The following is a 14,700-nucleotide window of genomic DNA, read 5'->3' on the forward strand; positions in this document are numbered from 1 at the left end:
GTGAACACTCCACCTTCGATTGCGACACCCCGGCCCCTTGGGGGCGCGTGGTTGCACTGGCGTCACGCGGGCGGCTCTGGCATGACCGGGGCGGCGCAAGACCCCGCGTGCCCGCGCCGGAGGCGCAACATCCCTGCGTGCCCGATCCCTGCGTGCCGGCGCCCGGAGGCGCGCGCCGCGCCTGAAAGGAGCCCCCATGCCCCCCGCCGATCCCGTCACCGATCTCGCAGCCGCCGCCCCCCTGCCCCGCCCCGAACCGGGGCACGAGGGGTATTTTGCCGCAGGCGGGGGCATCGACCGGGCCGCGGCGCGGCGTGCGGATCCGGCGGCGCTGGCGCGGATGCGCGCCGCCCCCGACGCCGGGGCCCTGGTGTTCGAGGCCGGGCGCATTGCCTGCGGTCCGTCGGGGCGGCCGGTCTGGCAGCGCCCCGACCCCGAGGCGCTGTTTCTGGGCCTGGTGCGGGGCGCGCCGCGGTTTGCCCAGACCGCCAGCGCACCCCCCGAAGGCACGGAATTCATCGACGCCCGCGCCGCCTTTCCGAACCTTGACCCCGCCGAGGCCGAGCTTCTGGCCACGGCGCGCGCGCTTCTCAACTGGCACCGCACGCATGGGTTTTGTGCCGCCTGCGGGGCGCGCTCGCAGATGACGGCGGCGGGCTGGGAACGACTCTGTCCGGCCTGTGACACAAGGCATTTTCCGCGCACCGACCCGGTGGTGATCATGCTGATCACGCGCGGCAACGACACGCTTCTGGGCCGGTCGCCGCATTTCCCGCCGGGGATGTATTCCTGCCTTGCGGGCTTTGTCGAACCGGGCGAGACGCTCGAGGCGGCCGTCGCCCGCGAGGTGGCCGAGGAAACCGGCATCAAGGTCGGCGCGGTCCGCTATCTGGCCTCGCAGCCCTGGCCCTTTCCCAATTCGCTGATGCTGGCGGCGGTGGGCCTGGCGCAACCGGGGCCGATCCGGCTGGACCCGGCCGAGCTTGAGGATGCTCTGTGGCTCAGCCGCGAGGAAACGGTGACCCTTCTGGCCGGGCGCCACGCCACCATGACCGCCCCCCGGCCTGGCGCGATTGCGCGTCATCTTCTGGAACTCTGGCTTGCGGACCGGGTGCGATCTGGACAAGATCGACGCCGCACGCGCTGACAGGAACCCCGCCAGGGAGACAGGACATGAAGTTTTCCAGCCGCGAAGACATCGACGCCCCGATCGAGTTCGTCTTCGACACGCTCACTGACTTCCCCGCCATCGAACTGGCCGCCATGCGCCGCCGCATCGAGGCCCGGCGGCTGGACACGATGACGACGACCGGAACCGGCATGTCCTGGGACATCCGCTTCAAGCTGCGCGGCAAGATGCGCGAGGTGGTCGCCACCCTCGACGAGATGGCCCGCCCCGAGAAGCTGGTGTTCAAGGGCGAGTCGGACCATTTCCGCATGACCAGCGCCGCGACCCTGGTCGCGCTGACCCCCACCCGCACCCGCGTGATCGCGGAACTGGACCTGCGCCCGCGCACGCTGGGCGCGCGGCTGATGGTGCAATCGGCCAAGCTGGGCAAGTCGTCGCTGACGCGCCGCTTCAACGAGCGTATCGCCCAATTCGCGCGCGGGATCGAGACGCGCCACGCGCGCTCCGAATCCGTCTGACGCCCTGTCGGCTGTGCGGGGGGCCGCCTGTCCGGGCCGCGCCCGCCTTCAGAGGCGGCGCGCGTCGGCGGGATAAACCCCCAGGATCTCGAGCTTCGAGGTGAAGAACGCCAGCTCATCCAGCGCCCGGCGCACGCCCGGATCGTCGGGGTGGCCTTCGATATCGGCATAGAACTGGGTCGCGGTGAAGCTGCCATTGACCATGTAGCTTTCCAGCTTGGTCATGTTGACGCCATTGGTGGCAAAGCCCCCCATCGCCTTGTAGAGCGCGGCGGGAATGTTGCGCACGCGGAAGACGAAGGTGGTCATCATCCGCTCGGCGCGGCGGCGCCCGTCGGGTTCGCGCGACATGATCAGGAAGCGGGTGGTGTTGTTCGACTTGTCCTCGATGTGGCGCGCCAGGATGTCCAGCCCGTAGATCTCGCCGGCCAGTTCCGTGGCCAGCGCCGCCACCTTGGGGTCGCCCTGTTCGGCCACCAGCCGCGCCGACCCGGCCGTGTCCGCCCCGGTGACCGGACGCAGCCCGTGATCCCGCAGGAATGTCCGGCATTGACCCAGAAGGACGGTGTGACTCATTGCCGCTTCCACCTTGTCGAGCGGCGTTCCCGGAAGGGCCAGAAGGTTGATGTGAACCCGCACGAAGGCTTCATCGACGATGTGCAGGCCACTTTCGGGTAACAGATGGTGAATGTCGGCAACCCGGCCATATGTTGAGTTTTCGACCGGAAGCATCGCAAGATCAGCATCCTTGCGGCGCACGGCATCGATCGCATCCTCGAAGGTGCGGCAAGGCAGGGCCTCCATCTCGGGCCGTGCCTCGCGGCATGCCTGATGCGAATAGGCGCCGGGTTCGCCCTGAAAGGCGATGCGGCCGATCGTCTTGGCGCTCATGCTACCGTCTCCGTCGCTGGGAAAACCGCCGTTTTCCGGTGGTCCTGCGGCTAACTATACCTTGATCCTGCCGAGTTGAAGTGGATACATCCCTAGCAGCAACAGCCAATTCCATTGGCTTCACTCAGCATTCAGCGAAAAGTCGGGGTAGCCACATGTCACTCTTCGAGGTCTTCAAGAAAGCGGACGTCTTCACCAAGGTGGTGATCGGTCTCATCCCCCCCGTCTTTGCGTTCATCTTCATCTATTGGGTCTCGGACTCGGTCTACAACCCGCCGCTGCGGGGCAAGGCGCTGAAGGAGGCCCAGGAGGCCGCCGCCCAGGCCGAAGCCGAAGCCGCGGCCGCCGCGGCTGAGGAAGCCGCCGCCGCTGCCGCCGAGGAAGCTGCTGCCGCCGAGGAAGAAGCCGCCGCTGCCGCCGCTGCGGAAGCCGAGGCCGCCGCGGCCGCCGAAGAAGCCGTGACCGAGGAAGCCCCGGCCGCGGAAGAGCCCGCCGCCGAGGAAGCCGTGACCGAGGAAGCTCCGGCCGAAGAACCCGTCGCGGAAGAAGCCGTGACCGAAGAAGTCCCGGCCGCCGAAGAACCCGCCGCCGAGGAAGCCGTCACCGAGGAAGCCCCGGTCGCCGAAGAGCCCGCCGCCGAAGAGGCCGTGACCGAGGAAGCCCCGGTCGCCGAAGAGCCCGCCGCCGAGGAAGCCGTGACCGAAGAAGCCCCGGCCGCCGAAGAGCCCGCCGCCGAAGAGGCCGTCACCGAGGAAGCCCCGGCGCCGAAGAGCCCGCCGCAGAAGAAGCCGTCACCGAGGAAGCCCCGGTCGCCGAAGAGCCCGCCGCAGAAGAAGCCGTCACCGAAGAAGCCCCGGCTGCTGAAGAACCCGCCGCGGAAGAAGCCGTCACCGAGGAAGCTCCGGCCGAAGAGCCCGCCGCAGAAGAAGCCGTCACCGAGGAAGCCCCGGTCGCCGAAGAACCCGCCGCGGAAGAAGCCGTCACCGAGGAAGCTCCGGCCGAAGAGCCCGCCGCCCCGGAAGAAGCCGTGACCGAGGAAGCCCCGGCCGCCGAAGAACCCGCCGCGGAAGAAGCTGTGACCGAAGAGGCCCCGGCCGCCGAAGAGCCCGCCGCCGAGGAAGCCGTGACCGAAGAGGCCCCGGCCGCCGAAGAGCCCGCCACCGAGGAAGCCGTCACCGAAGAAGCCCCGGCCGCCGAAGAACCCGCCGCCGAGGAAGCCGTCACCGAAGAAGCCCCGGCCGCCGAGTGACAGGCCCCGACAAGACATGAGGAAAAAGGCGCCTTGGGGCGCCTTTTTTCATGCCGGGATGACCCGCACGGATTAGAGCTCGAACGGCGTGCCCGGCGCGGGTTCGGCGTCGGGCGCGGGCAGATCGCGCTTGCGGCGCAGGATGATGTCGCCGTTGGGCAGACGCTCGGGCGGTTCGTAATTGCGCAGATCACCGATCATCTCGGCCAGCTCGCGCAAGGCCGGCTCGATATCGGCCATCGCCTCGTCCAGCCCGCGACCGATCTCGCCCAGCTTGGGCTCGATCTTGTCGGCCAGCCCCTGCATCAGCAGACGCGCGCCCTCCTCCATCAGGCTGAAGCCGCGTTCGGTGCTGCCGTCCTCGTGGCTCGGGGGCGCATCCTGGGGGGCGGCCTCCTCGGCGGCAAGCGGGGCCGCCAGCAGCGCGGCAATCAGGGCGGGGGAAAGAAGCGCGTGTTTCATGGCGCCAATCTAGCGCGGGACGGACGCGCGCGCATCCCCCCCACGCGCACCCACCCGCAGGCCGCTCAGATCTCGAGGTCGAGCGTTACCGGGAAATGGTCCGAAGCCTGCAACAGGGCATCGCGCAGCTCGGGCGTGGCATGGCAGGCTGGATCGTCGAAGGGATGCCAGATACGCCAGCGCGGCCGATGCGCCATCAGATCGGGCGAAATCAGGATGAAGTCGAGCAGCGCCGAGAAATAATGCGCCTGTTCCCCGCGATAGAAGCGTGCCGTGCTGGGCGCCGCCTGAAGCGGTGTGCCCGCCAGCGGGACGGCATGCGGATCGAAGAGACGCCGCTCGGGCGGCACCCCCTCGCCGATCACGATCTCGAGGCCGGACCGCCCGAAGAGCTTTTCATATTCGTCGAGCCCCGGCCCGTCGTTGAAGTCGCCCAGCACGATCAGGCTGTCGCCGCGGTCGAGATGCGCATCGACCCGGCCGCGCAGCCAGATGCATTGCGCCAGCTGCTTGCGGCGATTCTCGATGGCGATGCGCACCGCGGCATCCTCGGAGGTGGCGCCATGCGGGGCCTTGGACTTCACATGCACCCCGATCAGACGCAGGGCCGTGCCCGCCGCCGTGCGCAGCGCCAGTTCGAGCGGCGGCTTGGAGAATTGCACCGAATCGAGACGCGCGTCGATGTCGAGATCAATGCGGAAGGTGCCGTCGAAACGCGGCACGCTTTCGCCCGCGCCCGCACCCGTCAGCGGGTCGGGGCCCAGCGGATCATGACGCGCCGACAGCCGGTCGGGGTCATAGAGAAGCGCGATCTCCTGCTGGGTGTGATTGACAAAGCCGATCACGGCGCGCCGCGTGCGCAGCCCGTAATGGCGTGCGAACCGCTCCAGCATGGGCACGGTATGGCGGCGGCGGTTATGTTCGGGGGCCTCGACGACCAGCACGGCATCGGCATCGAGCGCGGTGAAGACGATGCCCAGCGCGGTCAGCTGCTCGGCGCGGGTGACATTGTAGCGCGCCGACCATTCGTCATCCTCGAGAAGATGGCCGCGCCGGTCGAAGAGGCCCGCAAACCATTCGACGTTATAGGTGGCCAGACGCATCCGATCAGCCGGCGGGCGCGGGCTGGCGTTGGGGGTGATGGGTCTGGATCTCCTCCCAGGCGCGGTTGAGCGCCTTGACCCGGTCTTCGGCCAGGCGCACGGCCTCTTCGGGCAGGCCGCGGGCGACGGCGCGGTCGGGATGGGCCTCGCGCACCGCGGCACGCCAGACGGCGCGGATCTCGGTCAGGGGGGTGCCGGGCGCCACGCCCAGGACGGCATAGGGGTCGGGGTGCTCGGGGTGGGCGAAACGCGCGCGCAGGCGGGCGAAATGGTCCTCGGGGATCGAGAAGATGCGCGCCACCTCGGCCAGGAAGGCGTCCTCGCCGGGGTGGTAATGCCCGTCGGCCATGGCAATGGCGAAGAGGCTTTCGATCAGATCCTCGAGCACGGGGGCGCCGGGGCCGAACATGCGTGCGATGCGCGCGGCCCAGACCTCGAAGCCGGCCACATCCTGGCGGGCCAGATCGAAGACGCGGGCGGCGTTGGCTTCCTCCTCGGGGGGGATGGTGAAGATGGCGCGGAAGGCGCGCACCTCATCGCGGGTGACCAGGCCGTCGGCCTTGGCCATCTTGGCGCCGAGCGCGATCACGGCGATGGTGAAGGCAACCGAGGTTTCGGGCGCGCGCCGTTCGAACAGCGCCGAGAGCCCTTCGCCACGGGCGAGAGCGGCAAGCGCGGCAGAAAGGCGGTCCCAGATCGACATGGGCCGATCATAGCGCGCGGGGGCGCCCGTGTCAGGGGGCGCGGCGGAGCGACGCGGGCATCCCGCGAGGGGCGGCGCCATCACAGGACCTTCTGCATCAGCACCAGGTCGAGCCAGCGGTCGAACTTGCGCCCGACCTGGGGCATGCGCCCGGTCTCGACATAGCCAAGTGCCGCGTGAAAGGCGCAGGCCGGGGCATTCTCGGCCGAGATGCCGGCCACCATGACATGCACCCCGCCCGCGCGCGCATGGGATTCGAGCGCGTCCATCAGCGCGCGCCCCAGCCCCTGGCCGCGGGTGTCGGGCGCCAGGATGATCGTATGTTCGGCGGCGTGACGATAGCCGTTGCCGCCGCGAAACTGGGCATAGCTGGCCAGCCCCACCGCCCCCTGCCCGGCATCGGCCACCAGGAAGACCGGGCGTTCGGCCAGAAGGACGGCAAGGCCTTCGGGGGTCTTTTCCTCGGAAGAGAAGGTGATCGTGGTGTCGCGGATCACCGGGTTCCAGAAGCCGAGAAGGGCGGGAATGTCATCAAGGCTGGCGGCGCGGATCATGAAGAGCCCTCGTGCGATCTGTCGCGCCACCCTGCCATGCCGCCCCGCGCCGCGACAGGGGGGCCGGAGGGATGGCCGCCATGCGTCATGTGAGGAGCCCGCGGAAGGCCGGAGTGGGGAAGGCCCAAGTGCGGAAGGTTGGGTTGCAGAAGGTTGGGCGGCCCTGCCGGAGGCGGGAAGAGCGCGGGCCGCCCCCATCGAGGGGGCGGCCCGCGCCGGGGGCTGACGCCCCCGAACCCCGGCCCGACGGGCGGGCGGACAGACGGAAGGTCAGCCCTTGCGAGCCTCGTCGATCAGGTCGAGGATCTCGCGGGCGGCCAGCGGGATATTGGTGCCCGGCCCGAAGATCGCCTTGACGCCCGCGGCCTTGAGGAAGTCGTAGTCCTGCTGCGGGATGACGCCGCCGCAGATGACCAGGATGTCCTCGGCGCCCTTGGCGCGCAGTTCCTCGATCAGCTTGGGCGCCAGCGTCTTGTGGCCCGCGGCCAGCGACGAGATCCCCACGACATGCACGTCGTTGTCGATGGCATCCTGCGCGGCTTCCTCGGGGGTCTGGAACAGCGTGCCCACATCGACGTCAAAGCCGATATCGGCAAAGGCCGTGGCGATCACCTTGGCGCCGCGGTCGTGACCGTCCTGGCCCATCTTGACCACCAGCAGACGCGGGCGGCGGCCTTCGCGCACGGCGAAATCCTCGACGTCCTGCTGGATCTTGGCAAAGCCCTCGTCGCCCTCGTAGGCGGCGCCATAGACCCCCGACAGCGTGCGCACCTCGGCACGGTGCCGACCGAAGACTTTTTCCATCGCCATGCTGATCTCTCCCACACTGGCCCGCGCCCGCGCGGCGACGACCGCCGCTTCGAGAAGGTTTCCGCCCTCGGAGGCGCGCCGGGTCAGCTCGTCCAGCGCCGCCTGGCAGGCCGCCTCGTCGCGCGAGGCCCGGATGGCGTTCAGCCGCGCGATCTGCGATTCGCGGACCTTGACGTTGTCGATGTCGAGAATGTCGAGCGGATCTTCCTTGGCCAGGCGATATTTGTTCACCCCGACGATGACTTCCTCGCCGCGGTCGATCATCGCCTGACGCCGCGCCGCCGTTTCCTCGATCCGCAGCTTGGGCATGCCCGAGGCGACCGCCTGCGTCATGCCGCCCATTTCCTCGACTTCCTCGATCAGCGCCCAGGCTTTCTCGGCCAGCTCATGCGTCAGGCTCTCGACGTAATAGCTGCCCGCCAGCGGATCGACGACATTGGTGATGCCGGTCTCTTCTTGCAAGATCAGCTGGGTGTTGCGCGCGATCCGGGCGCTGAATTCGGTGGGCAGCGCAATCGCCTCATCCAGCGCGTTGGTGTGCAGCGATTGCGTGCCGCCCAAAGCCGCGGCCATCGCCTCGTAGGCGGTGCGCACGACGTTGTTGTAGGGGTCTTGCTCCTGCAAGCTCACGCCCGAGGTCTGGCAGTGCGTGCGCAGCATCAGCGAGCCGGGTTTCTTCGGGTTGAACTCGGACATGATGCGGTGCCACAGCAGACGCGCGGCGCGCAGCTTGGCGGCCTCCATGAAGAAGTTCATGCCGATGGCGAAGAAGAAGCTCAGACGCCCGGCGAAGGCATCGACATCCATGCCGCGGGCCAGGGCGGCGCGGACGTATTCGCGCCCGTCGGCCAGCGTATAGGCCAGCTCCTGCACGAGGTTCGCGCCGGCCTCCTGCATGTGATAGCCCGAGATCGAGATGCTGTTGAACTTGGGCATCTCCTTCGAGGTGTATTCGATGATGTCGGCGATGATGCGCATCGAGGGTTCGGGCGGATAGATATAGGTGTTCCGCACCATGAATTCCTTGAGGATGTCGTTCTGGATCGTGCCCGACAGAAGGCTGCGATCGACGCCCTGTTCCTCGCCGGTGACGATGAAATTGGCCAGGATCGGGATCACCGCGCCGTTCATCGTCATCGACACCGAGACCTTCTCGAGCGGGATGCCGTCGAACAGGATCTTCATGTCCTCGACGCTGTCGATGGCCACGCCCGCCTTGCCGACATCGCCCACCACGCGCGGGTGGTCGCTGTCATAGCCGCGGTGGGTGGCCAGGTCGAAGGCGACCGACACCCCCTGCTGCCCCGCGGCCAGCGCCTTGCGGTAGAAGGCGTTCGATTCCTCGGCCGTCGAGAAGCCCGCATATTGGCGGATCGTCCAGGGGCGGCCGGCATACATCGTGGCGCGCGGGCCGCGGGTGAAGGGCGCAAGGCCCGGAACGCTGCCCATATGCGGCAGGTTCGCGGTGTCGGCCTCGGTGTAGAGCGGCTTGACCGCAATCCCCTCGAGCGTGTTCCACGTCAGATCCTCGAGCGGGCGGCCGCGCAGTTCCTTTTCTGCGAGCTTGGCCCAATCGTCCAGTTTGTCGGTCATGGCTTCTTCCCTCTTGCTCTGCCGTCGGGCGCGGATGTTGCCCCCGTCGCTTCGACGAAACGTTCCCCGGCCGCGCAGGGACGCGGACGGGACATGATGTGATGATCCTGGGCCGCGGCCGGACGGGGCGGCGCCAGGCGGTGCCGCACGCGCCCGATCCGAGGCGCGGACAAAGCGGAAAAACCTGCACTCCCACCATGGAGGCGCGCGCCTTCGCGGCCTATATCGGGGGTCGGAGGATCGCAGATGAGACGAGACATGGTGGCGATGCTGGCGGGGGCGGCGCTCTGGACGAGCGCGGCGCTGCCCGTCGCGGCACAGGAGGCAGAGGCCTCCATCCCGGCCCCCCTCACGGAGGCCCCCCTCACGGAGACGCCCGCGCCCACACCGACCGCGGCACCGGACACCTTTGCGCCGATCTCGGCGGCGGGCGTCAGCCTGTCGGATTTCCTGTGGCAGGCGCGGCCCGTGGTGGTCTTTGCCAACACCCCCGCCGATCCGGCCTTTGCCGAGCAGATGGCGGCGCTGGCGGCGCGCTGGCCCGATCTGGCCGAACGCGACGTGGTGATCGTGACCGACACCGACCCGGCCGATGCTTCGGCGCTGCGGCGCAAGCTGCGCCCGCGGGGCTTTTCGCTGGTGCTGATCGACAAGGACGGCACGGTGGCGCTGCGCAAGCCCTTCCCCTGGGACGGGCGCGAGATCATGCGCGCCATCGACAAGATGCCGATCCGGCGCGAGGAAATGCGGCGCAAGGACTGAGGCGCGCTCATCGGCCGGCCTCCGCCTGCGGAAAAGTCCCCTGCCCCGCCCCCTGCCCTTCGGGCACGAAGACCGCATCGCGCGGCAGATCCGCCGCCCATTCGGCCAGGGCGGCACGGGCGCGCGCCGCGGCTTCCGGGGTGGCGTGGAAGGCCACCTCATAGGCGCCCAGCGCGCCGCGCGGTTGGATCATGCGCAAATCGCCCAGGCGCACCCAGCCCGGCCCCAGATCGGCACCGAACCAGGCGTCATAGATCGCCACCAGCCCGACCCCATGCGCGCGCGCCAGATCGCCCGCCCAGCCGGCAGGCGGCCCGCCCGGCTGCATCCGCAGCGCCAGCGCGTCGGGCGCGCCCAGACCATAGAGATCGAGCACCGGCGCGGGGTTGCCCCAGGCCACGCGCCCCAGATCGTTGACCGCAACCGGCGCGCGCCAATGCGCCTGCACCAGCCGCGCGGTCTGGGCCTGTTGCAGATGGATCGCGCGCGGCCCCCAGACATAGGTGGTGACCAGCTTGGGCCAGAAGGCCAGCGCCGCCAGCCCCAGAAAGACCGGCAGCGCGACACGGCCCACGCGGGCGGGGGTGCCGCGCAGCGCACCGGCCAGAAGCGCCAACCCCGCCATCTGCGCCACGATCGCGTAATGTTCATAGCGGTGCATCCAGCCGATCTGGCCTGCCGCCAGATGCGCAAGCCCCGCCAGCGCCAGCACGCCCGCCACCGCGGCCCGGCGCGCATCGCCCTGCCGCCAAAGAAGCGCCCCGCCCAGCAGAAGTGCGCCCGACAGCCAGGCCATCAGCCGCCCCGCGGGCGTGGCCAGGTTCAGCGCAAGCCCTCGTGCCAGATGGGCGATCCCGCCCGCGGCCTCGGGCCCGGTCAGCGTCAGCTTGGCCAGGACGGAACCGGGCAGCGGCGGCAGGCCCAGCGCCATCAGTAAGGCGGCAAAGCCCGCCACCGGCGCCAGCACCGCCAGCGCCAGCAAACCGCCCGCCCGCGCCCGGCCGCACAAGGCCAGCATCCCCGCCGCCAGCAGCGAAAGCGCCAGCCCCTCGAGGCGCAGGAGCGGCGCGATCACGGCCGCGGCCACCAGCGCCCCGCCGATGCGCCCGCTCTCGGCAAAGCGCCACAGCGCCAGCACCAGCGCCAGGGCCGCCACCGCATGCAGGCTGTTTTCCATGCCGGTGAAGCCCACGCCGGGAATGTTGAGCGCCAGCGCCCCCAGCCCCGCGACCCAGACACCCGCCCGGCCCAGCCCCGCACGCGCCACCGCCGCCCCCCAGAGCGCGCCCGCCCCCAGCACCGCCAGCGCATTCAAGGCCAGCGGCGCCCAGATCTGCCCCGACAAGGGCGCCAGAAGCAGCGGATAGAGCGCCGAGGACGAGGCCGCGACCAGGGTGCCGGGCGTCACGCCATAGCTGCCGCGCGCGATGCCTTCGGCCATGGCCATGTGGATATAGACGTCATCGAGCGGATATTCGAAGACCCCGCCCGCCAGGACGAAGGCCCAGATCTGGAGCCCGAGAAACCCGAGCCCCGCCCCCGTCAGACCCGCCCCGATCAGACCCGCCCCGATCAGACTTGGCGGCGCCGGCGCGCCCGCAGGATGCGGGCCACCGGGACGTGCAAGGTCGTGGGCCGCCGCAGCGGCGCCGCCGGGATGCCCCGGATGCGCATGCAACGGCCCGTGCATGTCACTCGAACTCCATGATGATGTCGTCAACCTTCAGGCTGGCGCCCGGTTCCGCGTTGATCTTGCTCACGATCGCCCTCTTCTCGGCGCGCAGGATGTTTTCCATCTTCATGGCCTCGACGGTGCACAGCGCCTGACCTTCCTGCACCTCCTCGCCCTCGGCCACGTTGATCTTCACGATCAGGCCGGGCATCGGGCAGAGCAGGAATTTCGAGGTATCGGGGGGCAGTTTCTCGGGCATCAGCTTGGCCAGTTCCGCCTGACGCGGGGTGCGCACATGCACCTTGAGATCGGCGCCGCGGACGCGGATGCGGAAGCCCATGGGGATCTTGCCGACCTTGAGCACCAGCGGCGCGCCGCCCACCTCGAGCCGCGCAAGGCTTTGCCCCGGCGTCCAGTCCGAGGTCACGCGCAGCTCCTGCCCGTCCTCGAAGCGGATCGTCGCGCCGGCCTTGTCGGCGCCCACATGCACGCGGAATTCGGCGCCCTGGAGGGTGACGACCCAATCCTCGCCCACGCGGCGTTCGTGGTTGCCGAGCGTGCCCGAGATGCGGGTGCGCCGGATCTCGGCCACGCGGTTCATCGCGGCGGTGGCGGCGGCCACGCGGCGCAGAAGCTCGTCATCGAGCACCGCACCCTGGAAGCCGTCGGGGTATTCCTCGGCGATGAAGGCCGTGGTGATCGCGCCCGAGACGAAGCGGGAATGGTCCATCACCGCCGACAGGAACGGCAGGTTGTGCCCGATGCCCTCGACCTCGAACGTGTCGAGCGCCAGACGCATTTCCTCGATTGCGGCCTCGCGGGTGGGGGCCCAGGTGCAGAGCTTGGCGATCATCGGGTCGTAGAACATCGAGATCTCGCCGCCCTCGTAGACGCCGGTGTCATTGCGCACGATGCCACCGCGTTCGGTCTTGCCCTCGACCGGCGGGCGGTAGCGGGTCAGACGGCCGATCGACGGCAGGAAGTTGCGATAGGGATCTTCGGCATAGAGCCGGCTTTCCATCGCCCAGCCGTTGATCTTCAGGTCGTCCTGCGCGAAGGGCAGCGTCTCGCCGTCGGCCACGCGGATCATCTGTTCGACCAGATCGATGCCGGTGATGAGTTCGGTCACCGGGTGTTCCACCTGAAGGCGGGTGTTCATTTCAAGGAAGTAGAAGTTCTTGTCCCCGTCGACGATGAATTCCACCGTCCCGGCCGAGCAGTAATCCACCGCCTTGGCCAGGGCCACGGCCTGCTCGCCCATGGCGCGGCGCGTCTCGGGGTCGAGGAAGGGCGAGGGCGCCTCTTCGATGACCTTCTGGTTGCGGCGCTGGATCGAGCATTCGCGCTCGTGCAGATAGACGCAATTGCCGTGCTTGTCGGCCAGCACCTGGATCTCGATGTGGCGCGGCTGGGTGACGAATTTCTCGATGAAGATGCGGTCGTCACCGAAGCTCGAGGCGGCCTCGTTCTTCGAGGACTGGAAGCCCTCGCGCGCTTCCTCGTCGTTCCAGGCGATGCGCATGCCCTTGCCGCCGCCGCCGGCGCTGGCCTTGATCATCACCGGATAGCCGATCTCGCGGCTGATCTTGACCGCCTCGTCGGCGTCCTCGATCAGGCCCATGTAGCCCGGAACGGTGGACACGCCCGCCTCGGCGGCCAGTTTCTTCGAGGTGATCTTGTCGCCCATGGCCTCGATCGCGCCCGAGGGCGGCCCGATGAAGGCCACGCCCTCGGCCTCGAGGGCCTCGGCGAATTTCATGTTCTCGGACAGGAAGCCATAGCCCGGATGCACCGCCTGCGCGCCGGTCTGGCGGATCGCCTCCATGATCTTGTCGATCACGATATAGGATTGCGCCGCGGGCGAGGCGCCGATGTGCAAGGCCTCGTCGGCCATCTGCACGTGCAGAGCGTTCTTGTCGGCGTCGGAATAGACGGCCACCGTCTTGATGCCCATCTTCCGCGCCGACTTGATCACGCGGCAGGCGATCTCGCCGCGGTTGGCGATCAGGATCTTGTCGAACATGTCAGTCCCTTCTCTCCCCCGGCTTGTGCGGGAACCTTTCCCGCTCCGGTGTGGTCGTTGAAAACGAAAAGACGCCACCGGCCCGCGAAGGGCCGATGGCGCCGTTCATCCGCGAAACTGCGGAATGCGAATGCGGATCAGTAGCGCGGCCGGCAGCCGGGCACGTTGAGATCGTCGCAATAGGTGCCCGCCAGCGCGCCGATCGCGGCGCCGGCGACGACATTGGTGTCGGTCGCGTCAGCGATGAGAGCCCCGGCCGCCGCGCCGCCCAGCGCGCGTTCGCCGTCGGTTTCCATGCAGCCCGCCAGCGACAAAGCCGCGGCCGAGCCCAGGAGAAGGGGTTTGAATTGCATGTCGAACTGCCTCCGAAGGGTTGTGCTTGCGAAGATGATTCTAGCGCAATCGGGAGCGCAGACAAACGGCCTTCGCGCGCGGACGCGCGCAAGGGGCGGCCTTGGGCGGCAGACCGCCCAAGGCGGGCCGGACCCACGCAAAAACGCGCCCTTTCGGCAGCGTCCCCGGCCGTGGTCACCGCCCCATCGACAGCAGCGGCGGCAAAAAGGGGTCCGACCCACGCGGGGCCGGACCCGTCACAGGGGGAAGGGATCAGTTCCGGACGGGCGGACGCACCGCCCACGCCGCCCGAGGGCCGCGCAGGATCATCCTGCGCGCCGGCGCCCGGCCCGGCAAATCCCGAATGCGTGCGCGACGGCGCGCCGGCAAAAGCCCGCGCAAGCCCCGCCCCGCAGGACGCGAAAATCGGCCGGAACATGTCCATCAGCGCCGCCCTCGCGGGCCCGGCGCATCCGCGTCGTCCCAATCGTCATCCGCGGCGTCGTCGTCTTCGTCGTCGTCCCAATCGCCCGCATCGCCCGCTTCGAACAATTGCGGAAAGGACGCCTGCGCGCGCGCCAGATCGACCCGCAGCAGGGCATCATAGCTTTCGGGGTCGAAGGGCTCCTCGGCGGGCAGAACCTCGCGGCCGAACAGCCACGACAACCGCCCGGCATCGAGATTGCCGCGTTCGAAGGGTTCCTCGCCGAAATGCTCGATCAGCGCGGCCAGGAAGGCCTCGTCGGCGCGCCGGTCCAGCGCGGCGCGGTCACGGTAGCGTTCCCGCCGGATCAGCTTGGTGACCCCGCGCGGATTGGCCCGCCGGATGGTGAACTGGAAATCGGTGCCGGTCAGGCGACCGGGGAAGCCGCGGTGCTTCAGCATGGCGCGCCCCTCC

Annotated in this window: 15 protein-coding genes; 5 read left to right on the plus strand and 10 right to left on the minus strand. The window is 69.2% G+C overall.

Going from position 1 to position 14,700, the window contains the following annotated elements; translation table 11 throughout:
• The first annotated feature begins 196 nt into the window (after positions 1-196).
• Both nudC and BW949_RS03070 read left to right on the plus strand, forming a co-directional pair.
• Positions 197-1,147, plus strand: coding sequence for an NAD(+) diphosphatase (gene nudC / locus BW949_RS03065; protein ID WP_083947552.1), 951 nt, complete (start codon positions 197-199; stop codon positions 1,145-1,147).
• Between the two features lie 26 nt (positions 1,148-1,173).
• Positions 1,174-1,647: an SRPBCC family protein gene (locus BW949_RS03070; RefSeq protein ID WP_076363414.1), complete on the plus strand. Its 474-nt coding sequence runs from the start codon at positions 1,174-1,176 to the stop codon at positions 1,645-1,647.
• Between the two features lie 48 nt (positions 1,648-1,695).
• Here BW949_RS03070 and BW949_RS03075 read toward each other — a convergent pair whose 3' ends face one another.
• Complete coding sequence (locus BW949_RS03075) at positions 1,696-2,538, minus strand: prephenate dehydratase (RefSeq protein WP_076363415.1); 843 nt, start codon at positions 2,536-2,538, stop codon at positions 1,696-1,698.
• A gap of 155 nt (positions 2,539-2,693) precedes the next feature.
• Here BW949_RS03075 and BW949_RS03080 point away from each other — a divergent pair, with 155 nt between their 5' ends.
• Positions 2,694-3,569, plus strand: a complete 876-nt coding sequence (locus BW949_RS03080) for a hypothetical protein (protein ID WP_076363416.1) — start codon at positions 2,694-2,696, stop codon at positions 3,567-3,569.
• A complete protein-coding gene (locus BW949_RS17000; RefSeq protein ID WP_076363417.1) occupies positions 3,566-3,787 on the plus strand; it encodes a hypothetical protein in 222 nt (73 codons plus the stop codon). The genes BW949_RS03080 and BW949_RS17000 overlap by 4 nt, the downstream gene beginning before the upstream one ends.
• Positions 3,788-3,859: 72 nt before the next feature.
• Here BW949_RS17000 and BW949_RS03090 read toward each other — a convergent pair whose 3' ends face one another.
• The 5 genes from BW949_RS03090 to scpA form a co-directional block, all read right to left on the minus strand.
• On the minus strand, positions 3,860-4,249 hold the full coding sequence (locus tag BW949_RS03090; RefSeq protein WP_076363418.1) for a hypothetical protein: 390 nt from the start codon (positions 4,247-4,249) through the stop codon (positions 3,860-3,862).
• A gap of 65 nt (positions 4,250-4,314) precedes the next feature.
• Complete coding sequence (locus BW949_RS03095) at positions 4,315-5,352, minus strand: endonuclease/exonuclease/phosphatase family protein (protein ID WP_076363419.1); 1,038 nt, start codon at positions 5,350-5,352, stop codon at positions 4,315-4,317.
• A gap of 4 nt (positions 5,353-5,356) precedes the next feature.
• Complete coding sequence (locus BW949_RS03100) at positions 5,357-6,055, minus strand: molecular chaperone DjiA (protein ID WP_076363721.1); 699 nt, start codon at positions 6,053-6,055, stop codon at positions 5,357-5,359.
• Positions 6,056-6,135: 80 nt separating this feature from the next.
• Positions 6,136-6,609: a GNAT family N-acetyltransferase gene (locus BW949_RS03105; RefSeq protein WP_076363420.1), complete on the minus strand. Its 474-nt coding sequence runs from the start codon at positions 6,607-6,609 to the stop codon at positions 6,136-6,138.
• Between the two features lie 270 nt (positions 6,610-6,879).
• Positions 6,880-9,012 carry a methylmalonyl-CoA mutase gene (gene scpA / locus BW949_RS03110; RefSeq protein ID WP_076363421.1) on the minus strand — a complete coding sequence of 711 codons (2,133 nt, stop codon included), beginning with the start codon at positions 9,010-9,012 and terminating at the stop codon, positions 6,880-6,882.
• A 246-nt stretch (positions 9,013-9,258) separates the two neighbouring features.
• On the opposite strand from scpA, the gene BW949_RS03115 reads away from it, so the two are divergent.
• Positions 9,259-9,774 (plus strand): DUF4174 domain-containing protein, encoded by a 516-nt coding sequence (locus BW949_RS03115; RefSeq protein ID WP_076363422.1) that lies wholly within the window; start codon positions 9,259-9,261, stop codon positions 9,772-9,774.
• Positions 9,775-9,781: 7 nt separating this feature from the next.
• Here the strand turns inward: BW949_RS03115 and BW949_RS03120 are convergent, their stop codons facing one another.
• The 4 genes from BW949_RS03120 to BW949_RS03135 form a co-directional block, all read right to left on the minus strand.
• Positions 9,782-11,464 carry a hypothetical protein gene (locus BW949_RS03120; RefSeq protein ID WP_076363423.1) on the minus strand — a complete coding sequence of 561 codons (1,683 nt, stop codon included), beginning with the start codon at positions 11,462-11,464 and terminating at the stop codon, positions 9,782-9,784.
• Position 11,465: 1 nt separating this feature from the next.
• A complete protein-coding gene (locus BW949_RS03125) occupies positions 11,466-13,469 on the minus strand; it encodes an acetyl-CoA carboxylase biotin carboxylase subunit (RefSeq protein WP_076363424.1) in 2,004 nt (667 codons plus the stop codon).
• 137 nt (positions 13,470-13,606) lie between these two features.
• Complete coding sequence (locus BW949_RS03130; RefSeq protein WP_076363425.1) at positions 13,607-13,822, minus strand: hypothetical protein; 216 nt, start codon at positions 13,820-13,822, stop codon at positions 13,607-13,609.
• A 424-nt stretch (positions 13,823-14,246) separates the two neighbouring features.
• Positions 14,247-14,687 carry a hypothetical protein gene (locus BW949_RS03135; protein ID WP_076363426.1) on the minus strand — a complete coding sequence of 147 codons (441 nt, stop codon included), beginning with the start codon at positions 14,685-14,687 and terminating at the stop codon, positions 14,247-14,249.
• Positions 14,688-14,700: the final 13 nt, after the last annotated feature.

It is taken from the genome of Phaeovulum vinaykumarii (assembly GCF_900156695.1).
Taxonomy (GTDB): domain Bacteria; phylum Pseudomonadota; class Alphaproteobacteria; order Rhodobacterales; family Rhodobacteraceae; genus Bieblia_A; species Bieblia_A vinaykumarii.